Annotated in this window: 26 protein-coding genes; 14 read left to right on the top strand and 12 right to left on the bottom strand. The window is 71.9% G+C overall.

What is annotated here, in order from left to right; genetic code table 11:
- Positions 1 to 194: 194 nt before the first annotated feature.
- Entirely contained in the window at positions 195 to 548 is a 354-nt protein-coding gene (locus MKK55_RS16790; protein ID WP_243936567.1) for a heme utilization protein, read from the top strand.
- A gap of 75 nt (positions 549 to 623) precedes the next feature.
- Here MKK55_RS16790 and MKK55_RS16785 read toward each other — a convergent pair whose 3' ends face one another.
- From MKK55_RS16785 to MKK55_RS16765, 5 genes are all read right to left on the bottom strand, one after another.
- Complete coding sequence (locus MKK55_RS16785; protein ID WP_147726332.1) at positions 624 to 815, bottom strand: hypothetical protein; 192 nt, start codon at positions 813 to 815, stop codon at positions 624 to 626.
- A 202-nt stretch (positions 816 to 1,017) separates the two neighbouring features.
- Positions 1,018 to 1,206 (bottom strand): hypothetical protein, encoded by a 189-nt coding sequence (locus MKK55_RS16780; RefSeq protein WP_243936565.1) that lies wholly within the window; start codon positions 1,204 to 1,206, stop codon positions 1,018 to 1,020.
- Between the two features lie 367 nt (positions 1,207 to 1,573).
- Positions 1,574 to 1,873 (bottom strand): hypothetical protein, encoded by a 300-nt coding sequence (locus MKK55_RS16775; RefSeq protein WP_147859067.1) that lies wholly within the window; start codon positions 1,871 to 1,873, stop codon positions 1,574 to 1,576.
- Positions 1,874 to 1,906: 33 nt separating this feature from the next.
- Positions 1,907 to 2,251 carry a hypothetical protein gene (locus MKK55_RS16770; RefSeq protein WP_243936563.1) on the bottom strand — a complete coding sequence of 115 codons (345 nt, stop codon included), beginning with the start codon at positions 2,249 to 2,251 and terminating at the stop codon, positions 1,907 to 1,909.
- 87 nt (positions 2,252 to 2,338) lie between these two features.
- Positions 2,339 to 2,806 (bottom strand): hypothetical protein, encoded by a 468-nt coding sequence (locus MKK55_RS16765; RefSeq protein ID WP_243936555.1) that lies wholly within the window; start codon positions 2,804 to 2,806, stop codon positions 2,339 to 2,341.
- A 243-nt stretch (positions 2,807 to 3,049) separates the two neighbouring features.
- Here MKK55_RS16765 and MKK55_RS16760 point away from each other — a divergent pair, with 243 nt between their 5' ends.
- Genes MKK55_RS16760 through MKK55_RS16750 form a run of 3 tightly spaced genes read left to right on the top strand, consistent with a single transcriptional unit; the run spans position 3,050 to position 5,727 of the window.
- Positions 3,050 to 3,802 (top strand): NUDIX hydrolase, encoded by a 753-nt coding sequence (locus tag MKK55_RS16760; RefSeq protein WP_147842444.1) that lies wholly within the window; start codon positions 3,050 to 3,052, stop codon positions 3,800 to 3,802.
- Between the two features lie 31 nt (positions 3,803 to 3,833).
- Positions 3,834 to 4,823 carry an SPFH domain-containing protein gene (locus MKK55_RS16755; protein ID WP_147726337.1) on the top strand — a complete coding sequence of 330 codons (990 nt, stop codon included), beginning with the start codon at positions 3,834 to 3,836 and terminating at the stop codon, positions 4,821 to 4,823.
- A gap of 10 nt (positions 4,824 to 4,833) precedes the next feature.
- A complete protein-coding gene (locus MKK55_RS16750) occupies positions 4,834 to 5,727 on the top strand; it encodes a hypothetical protein (protein ID WP_243936553.1) in 894 nt (297 codons plus the stop codon).
- A gap of 12 nt (positions 5,728 to 5,739) precedes the next feature.
- Here MKK55_RS16750 and MKK55_RS16745 read toward each other — a convergent pair whose 3' ends face one another.
- Positions 5,740 to 6,183: a PACE efflux transporter gene (locus tag MKK55_RS16745; RefSeq protein ID WP_147842447.1), complete on the bottom strand. Its 444-nt coding sequence runs from the start codon at positions 6,181 to 6,183 to the stop codon at positions 5,740 to 5,742.
- Between the two features lie 89 nt (positions 6,184 to 6,272).
- Here MKK55_RS16745 and MKK55_RS16740 point away from each other — a divergent pair, with 89 nt between their 5' ends.
- Positions 6,273 to 7,181 carry a LysR family transcriptional regulator gene (locus MKK55_RS16740; RefSeq protein ID WP_243936551.1) on the top strand — a complete coding sequence of 303 codons (909 nt, stop codon included), beginning with the start codon at positions 6,273 to 6,275 and terminating at the stop codon, positions 7,179 to 7,181.
- Between the two features lie 35 nt (positions 7,182 to 7,216).
- Here MKK55_RS16740 and MKK55_RS16735 read toward each other — a convergent pair whose 3' ends face one another.
- Both MKK55_RS16735 and MKK55_RS16730 read right to left on the bottom strand, forming a co-directional pair.
- Entirely contained in the window at positions 7,217 to 7,861 is a 645-nt protein-coding gene (locus MKK55_RS16735; RefSeq protein WP_243936542.1) for a hypothetical protein, read from the bottom strand.
- 45 nt (positions 7,862 to 7,906) lie between these two features.
- A complete protein-coding gene (locus MKK55_RS16730; protein ID WP_243936601.1) occupies positions 7,907 to 8,491 on the bottom strand; it encodes a hypothetical protein in 585 nt (194 codons plus the stop codon).
- Between the two features lie 148 nt (positions 8,492 to 8,639).
- On the opposite strand from MKK55_RS16730, the gene MKK55_RS16725 reads away from it, so the two are divergent.
- Positions 8,640 to 9,623 carry a glycosyltransferase family 2 protein gene (locus MKK55_RS16725; RefSeq protein WP_243936600.1) on the top strand — a complete coding sequence of 328 codons (984 nt, stop codon included), beginning with the start codon at positions 8,640 to 8,642 and terminating at the stop codon, positions 9,621 to 9,623.
- 21 nt (positions 9,624 to 9,644) lie between these two features.
- On the opposite strand, the gene MKK55_RS16720 is transcribed toward MKK55_RS16725, so the two are convergent.
- Both MKK55_RS16720 and MKK55_RS16715 read right to left on the bottom strand, forming a co-directional pair.
- A complete protein-coding gene (locus tag MKK55_RS16720; RefSeq protein ID WP_243936534.1) occupies positions 9,645 to 10,838 on the bottom strand; it encodes a glycosyltransferase family 4 protein in 1,194 nt (397 codons plus the stop codon).
- Positions 10,838 to 11,878, bottom strand: coding sequence for a glycosyltransferase family 4 protein (locus MKK55_RS16715; RefSeq protein WP_313898971.1), 1,041 nt, complete (start codon positions 11,876 to 11,878; stop codon positions 10,838 to 10,840). The genes MKK55_RS16720 and MKK55_RS16715 overlap by 1 nt, the downstream gene beginning before the upstream one ends.
- 60 nt (positions 11,879 to 11,938) lie before the next feature.
- On the opposite strand from MKK55_RS16715, the gene MKK55_RS16710 reads away from it, so the two are divergent.
- From MKK55_RS16710 to MKK55_RS16675, 8 genes are all read left to right on the top strand, one after another.
- Positions 11,939 to 13,993: an HAD-IIB family hydrolase gene (locus MKK55_RS16710; RefSeq protein ID WP_147859076.1), complete on the top strand. Its 2,055-nt coding sequence runs from the start codon at positions 11,939 to 11,941 to the stop codon at positions 13,991 to 13,993.
- Entirely contained in the window at positions 13,983 to 14,870 is an 888-nt protein-coding gene (locus MKK55_RS16705) for a glycosyltransferase family 2 protein (protein WP_243936523.1), read from the top strand. Before MKK55_RS16710 ends, MKK55_RS16705 begins: the two co-directional genes overlap by 11 nt.
- A gap of 21 nt (positions 14,871 to 14,891) precedes the next feature.
- Complete coding sequence (locus MKK55_RS16700) at positions 14,892 to 16,025, top strand: glycosyltransferase (RefSeq protein ID WP_243936521.1); 1,134 nt, start codon at positions 14,892 to 14,894, stop codon at positions 16,023 to 16,025.
- Between the two features lie 47 nt (positions 16,026 to 16,072).
- The gene (locus MKK55_RS16695; RefSeq protein ID WP_147859078.1) at positions 16,073 to 16,990 is read left to right on the top strand and encodes a galactosyltransferase-related protein; all 918 of its coding nucleotides are present in this window, start codon (positions 16,073 to 16,075) and stop codon (positions 16,988 to 16,990) included.
- On the top strand, positions 16,987 to 18,057 hold the full coding sequence (locus MKK55_RS16690; protein WP_243936519.1) for a glycosyltransferase: 1,071 nt from the start codon (positions 16,987 to 16,989) through the stop codon (positions 18,055 to 18,057). The genes MKK55_RS16695 and MKK55_RS16690 overlap by 4 nt, the downstream gene beginning before the upstream one ends.
- Before the next feature lie 173 nt (positions 18,058 to 18,230).
- Positions 18,231 to 18,572, top strand: coding sequence for a hypothetical protein (locus MKK55_RS16685; protein WP_243936517.1), 342 nt, complete (start codon positions 18,231 to 18,233; stop codon positions 18,570 to 18,572).
- Positions 18,573 to 18,787: 215 nt separating this feature from the next.
- On the top strand, positions 18,788 to 19,843 hold the full coding sequence (locus MKK55_RS16680; protein WP_243936515.1) for a zinc ribbon domain-containing protein: 1,056 nt from the start codon (positions 18,788 to 18,790) through the stop codon (positions 19,841 to 19,843).
- Positions 19,844 to 19,894: 51 nt separating this feature from the next.
- Positions 19,895 to 20,185, top strand: coding sequence for a hypothetical protein (locus MKK55_RS16675; RefSeq protein WP_243936513.1), 291 nt, complete (start codon positions 19,895 to 19,897; stop codon positions 20,183 to 20,185).
- A gap of 62 nt (positions 20,186 to 20,247) precedes the next feature.
- Here MKK55_RS16675 and MKK55_RS16670 read toward each other — a convergent pair whose 3' ends face one another.
- Both MKK55_RS16670 and MKK55_RS16665 read right to left on the bottom strand, forming a co-directional pair.
- Entirely contained in the window at positions 20,248 to 20,430 is a 183-nt protein-coding gene (locus MKK55_RS16670) for a DUF2934 domain-containing protein (protein WP_147727696.1), read from the bottom strand.
- Between the two features lie 4 nt (positions 20,431 to 20,434).
- Complete coding sequence (locus tag MKK55_RS16665) at positions 20,435 to 20,722, bottom strand: hypothetical protein (protein WP_243936511.1); 288 nt, start codon at positions 20,720 to 20,722, stop codon at positions 20,435 to 20,437.
- Positions 20,723 to 20,881 lie beyond the last annotated feature (159 nt).

Genomic DNA, 20,881 nt, shown 5'->3' with positions numbered 1-20,881 from the left:
GGCCCAAGCGCCGAAAAGGTCCGCGGCCCTAACGCCATGGTTGCCGGCTCGTCGAGAGATGGCGAGCACGGATGACGAGCGCGGAAACCCTTCGGCCGGCTCCGCCGTATCTCTGGTTTCCGGCCTTCCCTCGGCCGCCCTCACGCGAAAAGCGGCTCATGTCTCGCATCTCCGTCACCGTTCTCGCCGGCTGCGTGCTCGCAGCCCTGCTCGTTCCGGCCGAAGCCGCGCGGAAGAAGGTCCGGGTCCCCGATCGGTTCGACGGCTCGTGGACCATCACGGCCGTGACCGAGGAAGGGCCGTGCCCGGCGAGCACGCGCTATCAGGTTCAGATCAAGGATAGCGACGCTTCGATCCCAGGCGACGAGATCGACGTCGACGGCGGCGTCTCGCATGGCGGAACCGTGCAGGCCACGATCGTCAAGGGCGCGAACCGGGTGCCAATCGCGGGAACCCTCGACGCCGCGGGCAGCGGCAGCGGAACCTGGCGCACCACCGGCGGCATCGTCGGTTGCAGCGGACGGTGGAGCGCCAGGCGCTCCGGCTAGGTCGCTCGACGCTTCGGGCGTCAGAGCCGGATCGCGGTTGGCGATCGTGTCGCGGATCTCGCAATCCGGAACCTTTCAGCCGCGCTCCCAGGTCGCGTGCTCGTCGGAGCCCTCCGGGTAGGGGGCGGCGCCGATCGGCTCGCCACGATCACGGGCGTAGCGGCCTTCCTGGCTCACGAAGACGGAGACCGTTGCGAAAACGACATCGTGCACCTCCGGGCGACGCCGACGATGCGGAAAGATCGTCCAGCACCGGCTCGTCTTCATCCTTGGGCTCCTCACCGGCGTCGACGTGCCAGCCCGAGGGGCGGGAAATCGACGAGGAAACCGAGTTCACGCCGATTCCGAACTTCGGTCGCCGACGGGATCGACCGATCGGCGGATCCGCAGGAGCAGGAACGGAAGTAGATCGGACCTCACCGATCCTCGCGGCGCCACCGACGATGCGGCCGAGCCCGAAGGCGAGCCGTCAACCGAAGAACGATCCGACGGACGGCAGGGCGGTGCTGGCTTCGACTTTATGGGCGGCGACGCGAACGTGCGGAATGCGGGTGAGAGCGTCCCCGTACTGGGCGCGGATGTGCTCCGGGACGAGCGGCAGTGCCTTCAGATCGGTGGAGGTGATCCGGGCGGCGGCGCGGTGTTCGAGGTTCGACATGGCGGATCTCCGGTTCGGGGACACCGACGGTGTAGCTGTCAGCGCTTGCGTTGCACCATAGATGGGGCTCGCAGTGCTGCGGTGCAGCGAGAACGGCTGCCGCGCGGCGATCTGTCCGTCCCGAACGAAGCCGATCTCAGAAGCTTTCCGTCGATCGCACGTCAGGCGCCGGAACGCATAACCGTCCACCATGACCTGCTCATGAAGCCTCCGCTTCGCGAACCCGCAGACCCTCTCCATGCCGCGGGGCGGAGATTGGGTCGATTTCGGATTTGACTGGGGAACGGGAAGTCGACGCATGAAAATGGCCCTGCAGGCCAGATGCTGCAGGGCCATCGGATCGGGGGTCTGGAACCGCTTTCGGGCTTCAGCAGTCGTTGCTGCCCGGCTTCACCACTTGGCCCTCGGCCGGCTTCTGCTCGCCGTCGGCGGGCTTGGTGCCGGCACCGACGTTATTCAGGGCACCGACCGTTCCGGGGGTCTCGGCCTTGGCGCCGGGGGTCGTCTTCGCCGTCGAGGTCCCGTCGGCCATCGAGCTCTTGTCGGCCGAGGACGACGTGCCCTGGTTGTTGGTGGTTGTGCCCACCGCACAGGGGGCTGCGACGGACGCGCCGGCCGTGAGCATCAGGATGGCGGCAGCGCCAGAAAGGGTCGTGAACTTGGTCATGTTTCCTCCGGAGATATGCCGAGAGAAGCCGGCCTACGAACGATAGTTCCGGAACGGCCGCAGGAATCGGGAAAGACCTCTTGTCTCGTCCTGTTCCTCCGCTTCGCGAACGATCTCCGTCGCCGCATCGTCGCCGCGACCCCTGATCGCTCGATCGAGACCGTGCGTGCTGTCCAGGCCGTGCAGCGCCTGAAGCAGCATCGGCGGCAGGGCGATGCGATGCTCCTGCAGCAGGAGCGCCGCATCGTTCAGTGCCTTGACCTGCGCCTCCGGAACCGGGCGATTCATGATCTGCGCGTCGAGCACCGCATCGGACAAGATTCCGATCAGGCGCAGGACTTCGGACATCTGCGCGGTGTCTCCCTGTTCGCCCGCCATGATCCACATTCCACTCGAGGTCGACGCACGCCGGGTTCGGAGCCAAGCTCCGGGAGAGAATGCCGCGAAGCCGAGGACGCTGCGTCCTCAGTTCTGTCCCGTGCATTCCGCGTTGAACGGCCCGAGGACGATATCGCCCTGGTTCGGGTTGTTGACGGTGAAGGGCGCGGTGTCCTTCGTGCCGACGAAACCGGGGCCGAGATCCGGCTGGAAGAAGCCGTCGCCGAACTTCATGTAGCAACGGTCGAGGACCGCCTCGTATTCGAGGTGGATCTTCGCGGCTTCCCGCCCGCCCGCGACCGGCTGCCCGAGGCGGCCGAGCGGTGCGCAGTAGGCCGTCAGATCGACGTGCCCCGGCTGCGACAGCCGCACGGTGGCGAAACGCCCCGGCTTCACGACGAAGGCGGGCCCACCATCCTGGCTGGCGACCAGCACGGCGGCGGAGCGATTGTAGACCCGTCTCAGGCAGTCCGCCGAGGCGGTGCTCGTCCACCCCACCACGATGACGGTCGAAGCCATCAGGGTTCGGGCGCAGGCGGATCGGGTGAACATCATGACACGTCTCTCGGTGGTTCCGGGAGGCAAACGCCGAAGACGCTGCCGTTCAGCGTCATCAACGCGAAACCAGCGGTTGCGATCAAATTTTGCTTTCCGCAGCCGTACGCGACGCGTTGCACGCCGAAGCTGCCCTTGCCGCACGGGCAATTCGGCCAGCGAGGACGGCGCATCACCCCCCCGCGCTTGACATATATTTATCTTGGATATTAGTTAGATGCATAACGGATATATGGTGCTGCCGTGAGCGAGACCGAATTCCTGGAGGCGTACGATCCCGCCGCGTTCGCGCGGCCGGCGCTCACCGTGGATCTCGTCCTGCTGGGGCTGAGCGAGGGCCGCCCGGCCGTGCTCCTGATCGAGCGCTCGCAGCACCCGCATGCCGGCCGGTGGGCGCTGCCCGGCAGCTTCGTCGCGATCGACGAGCCGCTCGACGCGGCGGCCGGGCGCATCCTGCGCGAGAAGGCCGGCTTCGGCGCGGACGAAGCCGCCCGGACGCATCTCGAGCAGCTCTACACCTTCGGCGCCGTCGACCGGGACCCGCGCATGCGCATCGTCTCGGTCGCCTACCTCGCCCTCCTGCCCGAGGCGCTGTTCACGCAGGTGCTGATGGGCGACGCCGGGTTGTCGGCAGCCCGGATGGCGGTGCCCGGGGAGAGCGAGGCGGGCCGCCCCGTCGCGGTCTTCGCCGCACGGGATCGGGCGGCGCGCACGGCTCTGCCGCTCGCCTTCGACCACGCCGACATCCTGGCTCTGGCGATCCTGCGGCTGCGGGGGAAGCTCGATTATTCCGACGTCGGCTTCGCGCTGCTGCCGGAAACCTTCACCCTGCGGCAGCTGCAGGACGTGCACGAGGCGATCCTCGGCACGACCCTGAACAAGCCGGCCTTCCGCCGCCGGATGCTCGATCGGGGCTGGCTCGTGCCGACGGGTGCCCGGGAGACCGGCACCTCGTTCCGTCCCGCCGAACTCTATCGCTACCGGAAGCCGCTCTGATCTGCGGCTCCGCCCCCACGAGGAGGGTCCCATGGCTACGATCCGCAACATCGGTCCGGTCGCGCAGCTGAAGAGCGAGGCGAGCAGCCACGTCATCCGCTACCGCAACGGTCGCATCCGGCAGAGCGGGCGCGGCCTCGTCTTCTGGTTCCGGCCGGAGACCGCGAGCATCAGCGAGGTGCCGATGGACGACCGCGAGATGACGCTGTTCGTGCGCGGCCGCAGCCGGGACTTCCAGACCATCGTGGTGCAGGGGACGATCGGCTGGCGCGTGGTCGACCCGGAACTGCTGGCGAGCCGGGTCGACTTCTCGCTCGGGCTGCGCACCGGCAGGCCTCAGGGCGAGCCGATCGAGCGCATCGAGGCGCGTCTCGGCGGCATCGCCGGCCAAGCGGTCCTGCAGGCGATCGGCGGGAACCCGGTCGGCGCCCTCCTCGATGCCGGCCCCGAGCCCCTGCGCGTCGCCCTCCAATCGGTCCTGGAGGCGGCGCCGGCCCTGGCGGAGATCGGCATCGCGGTGGTCTCGGTGCGGCTCACCAACCTGGCGCCGTCGAGCGAGCTGGAGCGCGCGCTTCAGACGCCGACCTTCGAATCCCTTCAGCAGAAGGCGGACGCGGCGACCTTCGCGCGGCGCGCCCTCGCGGTGGAGAAGGAGCGGGCCATCGCGGAGAACGAGCTCGAGACGCGGACGGAACTGGCCCGGCGCGAGGCGCTGCTCATCGCGCGGGAGGCGGAGAACGCCCGCGACCGTGCCGCCGGCCTCGCCGAGGCGCAGGGGCTGGAAGCGGCGGCCGAGGCCGAGCGCATCCGCCTCGTGGAAGGCGCCCGGGCGGAGGCCGAGCAGCGCCGCGCCGCGATCTATCGCGATCTCCCGCCGGCCGTGCTGCTCGGGCTGGCCGCGCGCGAACTCGCGGGCAAGCTCGAGACGATCGAGCACGTCAACGTGACGCCCGACCTGCTGGCCGCCGCCTTGGGCGAGTTCCGCAGGCCGGTGCCGCCGCTCGCGGCCGCCTCGCGCTAGGCGTCGTGCCATGCCGGTGATCACCCCGCGGGCGGTGTTCGTCATCCGCGACACCGATTACGAGGCCCTGCTCGCCCGCCACGCCACCCGCGGGCAGGCCCGCTTCTTCCTGGAGAGCCGCGGCCAGAGCCTGGCCGAGGTCGAGGTGCGCCACCTCCGGTTCCACACCGTGCTCGGGCAGGCGCGGGCGGCGGTGCCGGGGGACTGGCGGCAGGCTCTGACCCGGCGCGTCGACCTCGATCGCTTCCTGTTCGCCCCCGAGGACGTCGTCGTGACGGTGGGCCAGGACGGGCTCGTCGCCAACGTGGCGAAGTACCTGCGCGATCAGCCGGTGATCGGCGTCAACCCGGACCCGGACCTCTACGACGGCGCCTTGGCGCGGATCGCGGTCGGGCGCCTGCCCGCGCTGCTCCCGGCGAGCGTCGCCGGGGCGGCCCCGGTGGAGCGCCGCACCATGGTTCAGGGCGTGCTCGACACCGGCGAGCGGCTGCTGGCGCTCAACGAGATCTTCGTCGGCCATCGCAGCCATCAATCGGCGCGCTACAGGATCGAGGCGGCGGGCACGGCCGAGGACCAATCGTCGAGCGGTCTCATCGTCGCCTCGGGGACCGGCCTGACCGGCTGGGCCCGCTCGATCGGGGAGGCGACGCACCTCACGGTCGGTATCGGGAGCGAGGAGGCGGCGGTCGGCTACTGGGTGCGCGAGCCGTTCCCGAGCGTCGCCACCGGCACCGCCGTGCGGGCGGGCAAGCTGACAGGCACGGCGCTGGCGGTGACCTCGCGGATGAACGAGGGCGGCGTGGTCTTCGCCGACGGGATCGAGCAGGACTTCATCGCCTTCGACTGGGGCCGGCGGGTCGAGCTCGGCCCGGCCGACCGTGCCCTGACCCTCGTGGTCGCGTAGCGTCGCCGCGGCTCAAGCCGAGGGCTCCGCCGCGGCGTCGGCCCAGCTCTGCAGCGGAAACGTCCGGTCGTAGGCCAGATTGAACAGGAAGGCGTAGGCCACGTAGAAGCCCGCGATCGCGAGATCCATCACCAGGGCCTCGACGAGGCCGATGCCGAGATACCAGGCGATCGGCGGCAGCAGGATCACGAGCAGCCCGGCCTCGAACAGCACGGCGTGCGCCACCCGCAGGGGGAGGCTCTTGCGCGTATGCCCGACCAGCCGCTGCATCGCGCGGTCGAAGCCGAGGTTGTAGGCGTAGTTCCACGCCATCGCGACCAACGCGCTTCCGACGCCGATCACGCCCATGTCGGCGGCGTGCAGCCCGAACAGCAGGGTCCCGAGCGGGATGATGAGCGCGAGCCCGATCACCTCGAACAGGATGGCGTGGCGGATGCGGTCGCGGGTGGTTCGCATGGTCTGGCCCGAAAAAACCTCGTTGGTCGACCGCGTTCTATCTGCGATATCCGGCCCGGCAAGTTGGTACGTATCTCGGAAACCGATGGATGGCGGTCTCGCTCGATCAGCTTCAGGCCTTCGTGGCGGCGGCCGAGGCCGGGTCCTTCTCCGGCGCCGCCCGCGTGCTGCGGAAGGCGCAGTCGGCGGTCAGCACGCAGGTGGCGAACCTCGAAACGGATCTCGGCCTGGCCTTGTTCAACCGGGCGGGCCGGAACCCGGTGCTCACGCCGGCGGGGGAACGGCTGTTGCTGGAGGCGCGGGTGGTGCTCGACCGGCGGGAGCACCTGATCGGAGTCGCGAGCAGCCTCGAGCAGGGGGTAGAGAACCGGCTCGTGGTCGCCATCGACGAGCTCTATCCCGAGCACGCGCTCGGCGCGCTCTTCGCCGACTTCGCCCGGCACTTCCCATCGGTGGAACTGGAGCTGCTCTTCCCGCTGATGGAGGACGTCAGCCGCATGGTGCAGTCCGGCGCCGCCGACCTCGGGGTGATGTGGCGCCAGGAGGTCTTGCCGACGGAGCTCGGCTTCCAGACCATCGGCTGGGTGCCGCTCAAGCTCGTCTGCGGGCGCGATCACCCGCTGGCGAAGGCGCGGGTCGCTTGGGAGGAGCTGAAGCGCCACCGCCAGATCCTCGTCGCCGCGCGCGGCGACGGGCCGGAGAAGCGCCGCCTTCGCGTGGCCGCCGAGGTCTGGTGGGTCGAGAGCCACTGGGTGATCCTGGAGATGGTCAAGCACGGGATCGGCTGGGCCTTCGTCACCGACCACGTCATCGCCGCCTCGCAGACCGCGCCGGACCTCGTCACGCCGGACCTGCAGTTCGACAAGGGCGACTGGCCGATCGCCCTCGAGCTGGTCTGGCACAAGCAGCGACCTTGCGGCCCCGCCGCGGCCTGGCTGCGCGAGCGCTTCGCCGCGGAGCGCGTCGGCAGCCTCGCAGGCGACGACCGGCCGCGCTGAGGCCGGCCGCGTTGAGGTAAGGGCGCGCGTCGCGGTCAGGACCCGGCCCACGCCGCCCGCACCGGTCCAGCTGCGGTATCGGGCTTGGCATCGCCGATGAAGATCACCACCGGGCCGTGCTCGGCCCGCCGCGGATCGTAGAAGTCGAGGAGGTCGGGGTACCGGCGCTGGATGAAGTCCGGGCGCAGGCCCGCGCGGCGCAGCAGGTGGTCGATCACGACCTGATCGCCGTGCACCCCGTTGGGGACCGGGCCGCACGAACCGGCCCGCATCCAGTGTTCGGGCTCGGCCGCGAACGCGGCGTGGAGGAAATCCAGCTCGCCCCCGTCCCAGCGCAGCAGGGCGCTGGAGAGCCGCCCCTCGTGGAAGTAATCCTCCATCGCGGCGAGTCCTGGCTCGGCCAGCGCATCGCATGGCCCGGTGAGGACGGTGTCGAGGTCGCACAGCAGCGTCGGCCCCCGCGTCAGGCCGGGGCGGAACGCCTCCATCTTCGCCCACCAGGCCGGCCAATCGTGCCGCAGCGGAACCCGCTCGACGCCGGCGACGGCGAGTGGAAGGTCCGTGAGGCAGAGGATCCGCTCGAACGCCGGGGCGTGGCGGCGCACGCCGCGGGCGAGACGCTCGACCCAGGTCGCGTCGTAGCGGCCGCCGACCTTCAGGACGGTGACGAGGGTGGTCATGCGCGGAACCCGATCGTGTTGCGGGGACGGACCCGGTAGGGCCGGTCATCCCGAAGGGTGAAGGCGGAGCTGGCCGGACGCCTCGGCTTCGGCGAACCAAGCACGCTCGGCCGCCCAGGGATGACCGGGCCAGCCGGCGAAGCCGAAGCCGTAGGCGTCGACCGGCCCGGACCACGAGGGCCGGCCCAGCAGGAGCGCCAGGGTCACGAGAAAGCCGGTGCTCGGGTTCGGCTGTCCCATGGTGCCGGCGCCGAGGCGCAGGCCACCTTCGCGGTGCAGGTCTTCCGGCAGGACGTGAACCGGCTTGCCGAGCGGAGCCAGCAGCGCCAGCGCCTCACGGGTCCAGCACACCTGCTCGGGTCGGTTGTGCTCCGCCGGAAGCATCGGGAACGGCAGGATGAAGGCCTCGGCCGCGCGAACCACCGGGCGGTCGAGGAAGCCCGGGTCGGCCAGCCATTCCCGCATCTGGCCGCCGCGGTTGACCAGGGCGAGGTGGGTGACACGCGAGCCGGTGGGTCCGCGAAAGCCCGCCGCGTTGTTGAAGCGCACCACCGAGGGCGCCGCGTCGATCGCGGCGGCGGCCTCGATCCCCGGCGCGTTGCCGACGATGGCGAGCCGGGAACCCGAGATCCGGAGCGCACCGGTCCGGGGCGCATCGTGGGCGCGTGAGGGATCGACCGGTGCGTTCACATGCGGCTGGGGTTCGAGGAGCAGCAGAGGTATGGCGTCGGCCCCACGCGGCAAGGTGCGGCGGCGGAGCGGGAGGGTTGGACCGATGATGCGCCGATGCTTCGTCTGCGCCGCAGACATGCTGCAGCCGACCGAACGGCATCTCACGTATCCGGGGGGGGGCCGCCGCGATTTCCCGCTCGCCTGCGCCTCCTGCGGGCTCCTGCTGACGGCGGATGCCGATCCCGACCGCTGCCGTGCCGATCTCGCGGAACGCCTCGCCGCACCGGCCTTCGTTCCGGACCCGGACGGCGCCTACGGGCTCGACCTCTACACCCTGCGTAGCGCCGCGACCGGAGCCGGTCTCGGAATTCGCGCGCGCGACGGGGATGGCCGTGCGGATCTGCGCCGGCCGCACGGCATCCGCGCCGCGCAGGCGGACCTCTACGCCCTCGACGTGGGGGAAACGATGCCGGTCTCCCTCGGCCTGCTCTGTCGCCCTGCGGATCTCGAGCACGTCCTGGCCGGCGTCGAGGCCCACGCAGCCTGGACCGACGACGTGGTCGTCCTGCTCGATGCGTCGGCCGGTCCGCCGCGCGCCATGGCCGCCGCCGGCTTCGCGCACGGTGCAGTGCGCGTGGCCGCGCGGCCGATGGACGGCGATTTCGGCGCGCAGCGCAACGCCCTCCAGGACCTCGCCCGCCATCCCTGGATGCTGCAGCTCGACGCCGACGAAACCCTCGACGCCGCCGCGGGCCGCCGCCTCCCGGCGCTTGCGGGCCTGGCCGAGGCGGGCGATGTTCTCTCGGTCGGGCTGCCGCGCCGGAACCGCGTCGACGGCGTCCTCTCCGACGTCTACCCGGACGTCCAGTACCGGCTGAACCGCAGAAGCGTGCGCTATGGCGGCCGCGTGCACGAGCGGCCGGTGCTCGACGGCGGCTGGCCACGCAGCGTCATCGCGCTGCACGGGGCGATCGAGCATCATCTCGGCCGCGCGCACGTCCTGGCGCGCTCGCGGCGCTACGAGAGCCTCGCCCCCGGACGCGGGCGCCCGGAGGAAGAGGCGGCGCTGCTGCGGCCGTTTCGCGACTGAGCGCCCGGTTCGGGGCTCGGCTCAGCGCGTCGCCCGAGCGCGGCTCGCCGCGATGGCGCGCGCGTACAGATCGAGGGTCTCGCGGCCGAGGGCCGCCCGGTTGAAGCGTCCGGCCGCCGCGAGCGCACGAGTTCGGTAGGCCAGGCGAAGGCCCGGGTCGGCGAGCAGCGGGCGGAGGGCGTCGGCGAGCGCCGGGCCGGTCGCGTCCCGTGCCAAGGGCCCCGCGCCGGGGTCGCCGACGAAGGCGCGGGCGCTGGCATCCAGCGCGCAGGCCACCACAGGGCGTCCATAGGCCAGGGCCTCCTGGTAGACGAGGCCGAAGCTCTCGTAGCGGGAGGGGGCGAGCACCGCATGGGCGGCGGCGTAGGCTTCGGCGAGCTCGTCGGCGGGAACCCGCCCGCGCGCGCGGATGCGGGCCCGCGCCCCACCGGGCAGATCGCCCGGGAGGTCCGACGGCGGCACGCCGAGGAGATCGAGCACGAAGGGCGGAACCGATCCGAACGCGGCCTCGTCGGCGAGGATCGCGATCGCTCCGAGCAGGGCGTCGAAGCCCTTTCGCGCCTCCGCCCGTCCCACGAAGAGCAGGCGCACCGGGTCGGAATGGTCCGGATAGGCCGCGCCCCGCGCGGCCGCCGTGATCTCCGGCGGCAGGCTGAGGCCGATCACCGCTTCCGGCTGCCGGCCGGACAGAGCGTAGGCCCGAGCGATCACCGCCCCGTGCTCGGCCGTGTTGGCGATCAAGCCGGCGCTGCCGCGCGCCTGGGCGCGCTCCAGCGCGTCGGCGGTGCGGCCGTCGAACCCGTCGCGCAGCGAGGCGGGGGCGTCGCGCGTGAAGGCCGCCGGCGTCGAGCTTCGCGTCACCAGCGGCAGGTCCCGGCGCCGGGCCAGCAGCACGGCGGGGGCGTACCAGTTCGTCGCCTCCGCCACGTCGAACGGTGCGTGCGCGTGGACCGCGCGCACCGCGCGGCGGAAGGCGAGGGGGGCCGCGAGGTGGCCGGCCGAGCCCCAGCGGCGAAGGCGCGCCAGCGCGCCGCCCGGCGGCAGGGCGATCCCGACAACGGTCACGCCGCCCATGCGCTCGCGGCCGGTGCGGTCGAGGGCGAAGACCGTCACGTCGGCGCCGGCCATGGCGAGGCTCTCCGCGATCTCGCGCGCCGCGGTCGAGAGGCCGCTCGGGGCCGGCGGGTAGTCCCAGGCGAGGTAGGCGACCCGCATCAGGCGGCGAGCAGGCGGCGATACAGGGCGAGGTAGTCGGCCGCCATGCGCTCGGCGGTGAAGCGCGCCTCGAAGCGTGCGCGGACCTGGGCCCGGTCGATCTGCTCGATCCGCCCGAGCGCGGCGACCGCCTCCGCTTCGGAAGACACGATGAAGCCCGTCACGCCGTCCTCGACGATCTCCGGCACGGAGCCGCGGTTCCAGGCCACCACCGGCGTGCCGCAGGCCATCGCCTCGATCATCACGAGGCCGAAGGGCTCCGGCCAGTCGATCGGGAACAGCAGCGCCCGCGCGCCGCCCAGCAGTTCCCCCTTCCGGCGATCGTCGACGGGTCCGAGATAGGTCGCGTCGTCACCCAGCAACGGGCGGACCCTGTGCTCGAAGTAGTCCGGGTTGCCGACGTCGACCGTGCCGCCGAGCCGGATCGGGATGCCGGCGGCGCGCGCGACGCGGATCGCGGTGTCCGGCCGCTTCTGGTCGGTCATCCGGCCGACGAAGGCGACGTGCGCGCCGGGCTGCGTCTGCAGGGCGTAGCGGTCCCGCGCGATGCCGTGATGCACGATCCCCGCCCGGTTCGCGGCCGGGATGCCGGCCTCCTGCGCCGCCGAGATCGCCGCGACCGGCAAGTCGGGGAAGCCCGCGAAGAACAATGCCCGGTCGAGCTCGTCCACGCGCCAGTGCACCGTCGTGAGGCTGTGGCGCCGTCGCGCGCCGAGAAGCGCCGCATGCGCGAACTCGCCATGGCAATGCACGATGTCGAACCGGTCGAGCCGCAGCCGCAACGCCTCGAGCTGCAGGGCGTCCAGCGCCGCCGGGACGCCGGGCGCGACGCGTCCATGCCGGCGTTCGAGGGCCGAAAGACTCGGGTGATCGCCCACGTGCGGCAAGTCTGTCGCACTGTCGGAGGGGGCGAACAGTGTTACCTCCACCCCCAAGCCACTGAGCGCCGTGCCGAGGTCGTGGATGACCCGCTCCGTGCCGCCGTGATGCTCAGGGGGAACGGGGAAGATGTTCGGGGCGACTTGGGCGACGCGGATCACGATGGGTACCTCACCTGCAGCGTTCTCTCGTCCCGGCACGCCCGAGACGCCGGCGGCCTGATGTTCGTCCTGCATGTCGCCTTGCAGGGCTGCCTTCGCGGCGGCAGCGTCGCGTTCGGGCTGACCGCCGACACCGGCGGCCACATCCGCTATCTGCTCGACCTCGTCGCGGCCTCGTCTCAGGATGCCGGCATCGAGCGGATCGTGATGGCGACGCGGCTGTTCGACGGCATCCATGGCCCGGACTACGCCGTGCCCGAAGAGCGGATCTCCGACAAGGTCGAGCTCGTGCGGCTCGCGAGCGCGTCGCCGGCCTACCGGTCGAAGGAGGAGATGCACGCGGAGGTCGCGAGCTTCGCCCGGAACCTCACGGCCTGGATCGGCCGGCAGGCGCGGGCGCCCGACCTGATCCACGCCCACTACGCCGAAGCGGCCTCGGTCGCGCGGCTGGTCGAGGACGCGCTCGGGATCCCCTTCGTGTTCACCGCCCACTCGCTCGGACGGGTCAAGGCGTCGATCCTCGGCGCAGGCGCCGAGAACGGCCCCGATCTCGCGCCACGCATCGCCGCCGAGGAAGGGGCCCTGGCCCGCGCCAGCCTGATCATCGCCTCGTCCCGCGACGAGGCGGAAGTGCAGTATGCCGGCTACGCGGCCTACGATCCCGGCCGCATCCGTGTCCTGCCGCCAGGCAGCGATCTGGCGCGATTCACCGCGGCCGAGCCCCTTCCGCGGGTCGACGCCACCATCGACCGTTTCCTGCACGATCCGAGCAAGCCTGCGCTGCTGGCCCTCGCCCGGCCGGTGGCGCGCAAGAACCTCGCGGCGCTGGTGCGGGCCTATGGGGAGAGCCCGGAGCTTCAGGCCCGCGCCAACCTCGTCCTGATGGCTGGCATGCGCGAGGATATCGATGCGCTCGACGGCGACATGCCCGCGACCCTGCGCGAGATCCTGGTGCTGATCGACCGCTACGATCTCTACGGCCGCGTCGCCTATCCGAAGACCCACGACCCGGAGGACGTGCCGGCGATCTACGCCTATGCTCGCACCCGCGGCGGCGTGTTCGTGAACCCCGCCCTTAACGAGCCGTTCGGGTTGACGCTCCTCGAAGCCTCCGCCGCCGGCCTGCCGCTGGTGGCGACGGACAGCGGCGGCCCCAACGACATCGTCGAGACCTGCGGCAACGGCCTCCTCGTCGACCCGCGCGCGCCGGATGCGATCGCCGCCGCGTGCCTGCGGATCCTCGACGAGCCCGATCTGTATGCGGCCTGCGTCGCGGGCGGCGCCCGCGCGGCCGCCGCCTACGACTGGGACCAGCACGCCGCCCGCTACCACGATCTGCTGCGGGCGCTGCTGGCGCCCGAGCCGCCGCTGGCCGTGCCGCGTCAGCTGCTGGTCTGCGACATCGACAACACCCTCGTCGGCTGCGCGGCGTCGCTCGGCATCTTTCGGCGCTGGCGCAGCCGCCAGGCGGGGCTGGCCTTCGGCGTCGCCACCGGCCGTTCCTTCCACTCCGCGATGGCGATCCTCGAGCAGCAGGCCAGCCCGCGCCCGCAGGTGATGATCACCTCGGTCGGCTCGGAGATCTACCATCTCGATCCCAACGGCGTGACCTACACGGCAGACCTGGCCTGGCGCGCGGTCGTCTCGACCGGGTGGGACCGCTCCGGCGTCCGTGCGGCGCTCGCCGATCTCGACGGGCTCGTGCCGCAAGGCCCGCTGGAGCAGCGCGGGCACAAGCTCAGCTATTTCGGGGACGCGACGACGGCACCGGCGGTGCGCGCCCGTCTCGCGCAGGCGGGGCACCGCGCCAGCGTGATCCACAGCCACGGACGCTACCTCGACGTGCTCCCCGCAGCGGCCTCGAAAGGGACGGCGGTCGCCCACGTCCGGGCGCTCTACGGCCTGCCGGAGCGGGCCGTGTTCGTCGCCGGCGATTCCGGGAACGACGTCGAGATGCTGCGCGCCCAGGCGCAGGCGATCATCGTGGCCAACTACTCCGACGATCTGGCGAGCCATGCCGCGCTGAAGCATTCCTACGTCGCCCGCACCTCGCACGCCCGCGGCATCATCGAGGGCGTCGGCCATTTCCGCCGGATGCTGGCCGATGCCGGCTGAGCCTTCGCATGTGCCCTCCGCGAGCGTGCTGACGCTGGTCCGCGGCCGGGCCGACCGTCTGCGCAACCTCATGCATGGGTTGGCGCGCCAGTCCGCGTCCCCACGGGAGCTGGTGATCGCCTGGATGCAGCCCGAACCCGCGCCGGACCTGCCGGACCCGGGTTGTCCCGTGCGTCACCTCCACGTGGCGGGCGAGCCGATGCCGCTCGCCGCCGCCCGCAACCGCGCGGCCGAGGCCGCCCGCGGCGAGCTGCTGATCTTCCTCGACGTCGACTGCATCCCGTCTCCCGGCCTCGTCGCAGCCTACCGCCGAGCGGCGGCGCAGGCCGAGGGCCTGTTCCTCGGCGAGGTGCTGTATCTGCCGCCCGGGTCCGAGGCGGGGAATGCCGCCGACGATGCGGCGCTCGCGCGGGCCGGGCAGAGGCATCCGGCGCGGCCGGCGGTGCCGCGAACGGGCCTGCGCCCGGAGCCGGATCCCGGCCAGCTCTGGGGCCTGTCCTTCGCTCTGCCGGCCCGCGCCTGGCACGCCGTCGGGGGCATGGACGAGGCTTACGCCGGCTATGGCGGGGAGGAGACCGACCTCGCCGTCCGCCTCGCGGCCGGCGGGTTGCCGACCTTCTGGGTGGCGGGGGCTTGCGCCTACCATCAGCACCACCCGGTCCACGTGCCGCCGCTGCAGCACTTCGAGGCGATCCTCGCCAACGCCGCCCGCTTCCACCGAAGGCACGGACGCTGGTGCATGACCTACTGGCTCGACCAGTTCCGGGCCGCCGGGCTGATCGCCTGGGACGCGGACGCCCCGGCGATCCGGCTCGTCCGCCGGCCGCGCGCCGACGAGGTCGCCGCCGCCCTGCGGCCCGACGCCCTGTTCTCCTGACGGTTTGCGAACACTCCAGCCATGAAGAAGCCCATCGCGTTCTTCGTCCATCATCAGGGACGGGGCCATGCCAACCGCACGATGGCGATCGCCGCCGAATTCGCCCGCGACCGGCCCGTCTCCGTGCTCACGGCCGGCCCCCAGCTGTTCGACGGCTTCTCCCGCGACATCGAGATCGTGCCGCTGCCGAACATGATCGGCGCGTCCGTGCCGACGCCGCGGCTCTACGCGGAGCCGACGCCGCAGGTGATGCACTGCGTGCCCCTCGGCCTCGCCGAGATGCGACAGACCATGCGGCGGATCCTCGACCACCTCGACGAGCGCGAGGTCGGCCTCTTCGTGGTCGACGTCTCGGCGGAGATCGCGCTGCTCGCGCGCATCGCCAGCGTGCCGGCGGTGCAGATCCGCATGCACGGCGACCGCTCCGACATCGGCCATGTCGGCGCCTACGAGGCCTGCGTCGGGATGCTCGCCCCCTTCGACGAGCGGATGGAGCAGGACGACTATCCGGCGTACCTGCGGGCCAAGACCTTCTACAGCGGCGGCCTCTGCACCAGCGTCGACGGCGTGCCCGGTCGCGCCGAGGCGCGCGCACGGCTCGGCCTCGATCCGGCGCGCGAGATCGTCGTGGCCGTGACGGGCGGCGGGGGCAGCGGCACGCCCTACGCGCCGCTGACGGTGGCCGCGCGCGCCGCCCCCGAGACCCTGTGGCTCACCCTCGGGCCGACCCATCGCGAGGGCCACGAGACCGACTTCTCCAACCTGCGCGAGCTTGGCTGGGTGCCCTCGGTGACCGACTACCTCGCCGCCGCGGACATCGTGCTGGCCTCGGCCGGCGACAACACGGTCCACGAGGTCGCCCGCGTGGGCGGCCGCCTGATCGTGATGCCGGAATGGCGCTACTTCGGGGAGCAGACGCGCAAGGCCGAAGCCCTGGTCCGTTTGGGCGCCGCGGTCCAGGCCCCGGTCTGGCCCGGCGATCTGCAGGGCTGGCGCGATCTCCTCGCCCGGGCGCGCACCCTCGATCCCGCCCCGCTGGGCAGCCTCTACGCGCCGGACGCCGCCGCCCGCGCCGCCGGCTGGCTCGAAGGGCTCGCCGACGAACTCTGGAGCGGCGCGGCCGAGCGACCGGCGCTCGCCGTCGTCGCCCGCTGACGGCCCGCTCAATCCCGCGCTCGATCGTCCAGGAGCCAGACCGCCCGATGTCCACCGTTTCCGTCGTGACCCTCGCCAAGGGGCGGCCCGCGCACCTGCGCAACGTGCTCCTCGGCCTCGAGCGCCAGACGCAGGCCCCCGTCGAGTTCATCGTCGCGGTGATGCAGGACGCGCCCTACGACCTCCCCGAGGTGGCCTTCCCGGTCCGTCAGATCCTGGTCCCCGGCACCGAGCTGCCGCTCGCGGCCGCGCGCAATCGCGGCGTCGCGGCCGCGAGCGGCGACGCCGTCGTCTTCCTCGACGTCGACTGCATCCCGGCCCCCGACCTCGTGGCCGACTACGCGCGCGGGCTCGCCGAGCTCGACGGCCTGCTGATGGGCGAGGTCCTGCACCTGCCCGAGAAGGCCACGGCGGGCGCCTGGACCTGCGAGGCCTTCGCCGCGGTCGCCGAGCGTCACTCGGACCGTCGCGGCCCTCCGGCTTCCGGCATCGAGATCTGCCGCGACTACCGCTGCTTCTGGTCGCTGAACTTCGCCATCCGGCGCGCCACCTTCCTCGCCACCGGCGGCTTCGACGAGCGCTACGTCGGCTACGGCGGCGAGGACACCGATTTCGGCAAGATCCTCGATCAGGCCGGCATCCCCATCGCCTGGATGAAGGGCGGGCTGGCCTACCACCAGTACCACCCGCACCACATGCCGCCGGTCCACCACCTCGCCAGCGTGGTGCGCAATGCCGAGCTGTTCGAGGCCAAGTGGGGCTACCGCACCATGGGGCACTGGCTCTACGCGTTCAAGGTGATGGGTCTGATCGACGACGCGCCCGATCGGCCGATCCGCATCCTGCGCCACCCCGAGGCCGGCGATCTCGCGCTCACCGGCCAGCAGAGCCACCAGCCCTACAGCAACGCGGCGTCCGTCATCCGCTTCCTCGAAGCCCAGGCCGCCCCGGCGGCGACTGCGTGAGGATCGCGCTCCTCGCCCATCTCCGGCATCCGGTAGCGCGCCCCTTCGCGGGCGGGATGGAAGCCCAGAGCTGGGCCCTCGCCGACGGGTTGATGGCGCGCGGGCACGAAGTGGTGCTGTTCGCCGCCGGCGACAGCGATCCGCGCTTCGCCGTCGATCCCGTGATCCCGGTGCATCATGAACGCAGCTTTCCCGGGCTGGAGCATCGCGGCGACGCCGGCCTCGTCGCCCATGTCGACGCCGGCTACGCCGCCGCCTGCGACCGGATCGCGGCCGGCGGGTTCGACGTGCTCCACAACAACAGCCTGAGCCGGCTGCCCCTGGAACGCCGGCGCATCGCGGTGGTGCCGACCGTGACGTCGCTCCATGTCCCGCCCTACGACGCGCTGCGCTGGTTCGTGGACGAAAGCCTCGGGCCCGGTCATCGGATCACCGTCACGTCGGAGGCGCAGCGCACGCTGTGGTGGCCGGACGCGGTGCCGGCAGGCGTGTCCGTCCTCCACAACGGCGTCAATCCTGGCGCCTGGCCGTATCGTGAGCGCGGCGACGGGACCGCCGTCTGGTCCGGGCGCATCGCGCCGATCAAGGGCACGCATCTCGCGGTCGCGGCGGCACGGCGTGCCGGCATGCCGCTGACCGTGTTCGGCCCGATCGAGGACCGGGCGTACTGGGAGGCGGAGGTCGCGCCCCAGATCGGCGGTTCGATCCGATACGGCGGCCACCTCTCCGGCGCCGCGCTGGCGCGCGAGATCGGCCGCGCCTCGGTCTTCCTGTTCACGCCCTGCTGGGACGAACCCTTCGGCCTCGTGGCGGTGGAGGCCATGGCCTGTGGCGTGCCGGTCGCGGGCTTCGCCATGGGCGCGGCCGAGGAGGTCGTCGGCGAGGCCGGCCGCCTCGCGCCCGTGAACGACGTGGCCGCGCTCGCCCGCGCGATCGGCGAGGCACGCGCCATTCCCCGCACCGTCCCGCATGGACGGGTCTCGCGACTGTTCACCCGCGATCTCTGGCTGGAACGCTGCGAAGCCGTGTACGCGCTGGCGCGGACGGAGCATGCCGCCCGGAACTGACCTCGTCCGATGCCATCCGGCTCCGATGCTCACGCGACCGTGAACACAGCATCGCCTCAATCCCAAGCCCAAGAGACTTCGATGGTCCTGCGCGGGCGGCCACCGATCGACCGGATCATGCCGGCGCGGTCGTTTGTTCGGCGGCGACCTGGATTGAATCTCAGGCGGTGGTGATGCTGCTCATCTGGTCCGGCTGGGGCATTTTGGTCCTGCCCGTGGTTCTCGGCACCGCCCTTCTCGTCGGCGCCTCGGGCGGGCTGGCGCTTCGCGCACTCGGCCATCCGGAGCTGACGTTCCTCGCCGTCAGCCTCGGCCTGCTCGCCGCCGCGGCAGCCAACTGGTTCGTCGGCCGAAACCTCAACGGCACGTCGCCCCGCGAACTCCTCGATCCGGCCACCAACCAGCGCGTGCTGCTGCACAGGGTCCACAAGCTGTTCTGGATCCGGATGGAATACTGGTCCGTCCCCGTGGCGCTCGCCGCCCTTGTGCCGCTCCTGGCCCTGCGCAACCTGTGAGCCGGCCGACGACGCGCGTTGCCGGCGGACCGGACGCCGTTCGGCGCGTCGCGGCTCGGCTTGCCGTCGCGATGGGAACGCCGGCGGCCGAGATGCCGGTCGCCTCGGTCGGGATCGACGGCTTCGACGCGTTCCTCGGGGCCTGCGCGCGGGGGGCGGCGAGCCCCGGCGTGCCGGAATGCCCAAAGCTCCTCCAGAGATAAGGACCGATCAGCGTGGCCAACGGCACCCGCGTATCCGAGCGTTGGTTCAACGCCGCCCTGTGGCTCGTCGCCCTGCTGTTTGCGGGCTTCCTGATCGGCCTGGGCTCGCTCGTGGTCGGCGACCTGCCGCAGGTCGAGCACCGCTACACCGTGGATCAGTTCCTCAACCCGGAGCCGGCGCGCGCCTCGGCCGCCGCCCTCAAGCAGATCCGGCGCGAGCAGGACGACGCGCGGCGGCAGGCGGAGGCGGCGCAACTAGCCCTCGACGCCGCCCGCTCGGCGACCGAGTCGGCGCGCGAGACCTTCGCGAACTGGCTGAAGACCCGCAACGCCACCCAGCGCGTCGACCAGGATCCGGGGCTCGTCGCCCGCACCGAGGGGCTGGATCAGCTCAAGGCGGCCGAGCGCGCCGTCGAGGAGCGGCTCGAAGGCCTGAACCGCACGGCCTTCGAGCTCGGCGAGCGGGAGGCGGCGCTCTCGGCCGCCGACGACGCCCTGCAGGCCGAGGCGCAGGCCAGGCTCGTTTCGGCCGAGCGCGGTCAGGAACTGCGGGTGTTCGGCTATCGGCTCGCCCTCACGCTGCCTCTCCTGATCCTCGCCGGTTGGCTTCTGTTGAAGCGCCGGCGCACGCGCAACTGGCCGTTCGTCTGGGGATTCGCCTTCGCCGCGGCCTTCGCGTTCTTCGTCGAGCTGGTGCCCTACCTGCCGAGCTACGGCGGCTACGTGCAGTACGGCGTCGGCGCGGTCCTGACGCTCGTGGGCGGCCGCGCCGCGATCAACGCGCTGCACGCCTACCGCGAGCGGCAAGCCCTGGTGGAAGCGCGGCCGGATGCCGAGCGCCGCACCGAGATCGCCACCGACGAAGCGCTCGCGCGCCTCGCCCGGAAAGTCTGTCCCGGCTGCGAGCGCGGGATCGCCCTCGACGATCCCGCCACGAACTTCTGCCCGCATTGCGGGCTTGGGGTGTTCGAGCGCTGCTCGGCCTGTTCCCAGCGCAAGAGCACGTTCGAGCGGTTCTGCCGCGGATGCGGCGAGCGCCGGATGGTCACCGCGGCCGTGACCGGTTAGCTGACGCGCAGAGAACGCCGCATGTCGACCGCTTCACACACAGGGTACCCGATGAGTCGCCCGCGCCGCGTCGGTCTGCCGTGGTACGGCCCCGAGCACTACGACGCGCTCCGTCACGGCCTCGTCGACGGCGCCAAGCTGCCGGCGTCGTACGAGGCGTGGCGCATCTCCGCCGAGCAGGTCGAGCGTGAGGTGCAGCGCAGCGGCGTCGACGTCGTTCGCGTGCCGATCGAGCTGGGCGCGTTCATCGACTGGTGCATGCGCACGGGGTCGGCGAGCGACGGCGCGGCACGCGCCCGGTACGCGGCCGAGCGCCTCGAAGAAACCGCCGCAGGGGGCTAGCGGGTCGTCCCTCGGGACGATCTGGTCGGTCCGGGGGCCTTGGGCCGCCGGGTGCCGGAGCCTCACGTATGATGCGGATCGGCGTTCCGGTTTTCGCCTCGGTTCTTCCGTTCCGCCTTCAATTCCCGCTCGGCCAGAACCCAGAACCGCATTTCCTGGCCTTCGGGGCGGTGATTGCGGTCCCAGAGGTCGTAGGCCCGCTGCCGGATCTGCTCGATCGGGATCGGTGCGTCGTCGTCGTCCATGCGTTCACTGATCTTCGTTGGGCCTGATCTGCATCCCTGCGCGATCGGAGGATCGCGCCGCGGCGTTTCGGACTTGCGGTGGCGTCGGGTCCGGCTCGAACCGAGCGATGAAGCGTAGCTGATCCCATAGATCGATACCGTGACTATCCACCAGGGCCTGGACCTGCGCCTTGGCGTCGTCGTCGCCCGCCGCGGCGATCACGGCCTGCAGGACCATCCGGCCGTCCGCGCCGAACATCATCGCCCGGTAGCACGGCACGCCCTCCGGTTCTGCCGACGGCGGCCCGCTCATCGGCCCGGCCCCGGTCCCGTGATCGATGGGCGCGCCCGGGCGATCGGGGCGCGTCCACCGTCGATGCGCCGACCCTCGCCATCCGCACGAACGTCGTTGTCGTGGCCCGCCATGGGATTTGCCGCGCTGGAAACGGCGGGAGCACGAGCGTCTCGCAGG

The sequence above is a fragment of the Methylobacterium sp. J-059 genome (assembly GCF_022829485.1).
GTDB lineage: Bacteria > Pseudomonadota > Alphaproteobacteria > Rhizobiales > Beijerinckiaceae > Methylobacterium.
The sequence above is the reverse complement of the archived record's forward strand: the minus strand, read 5'-3'. Positions and strand labels throughout refer to the sequence as shown.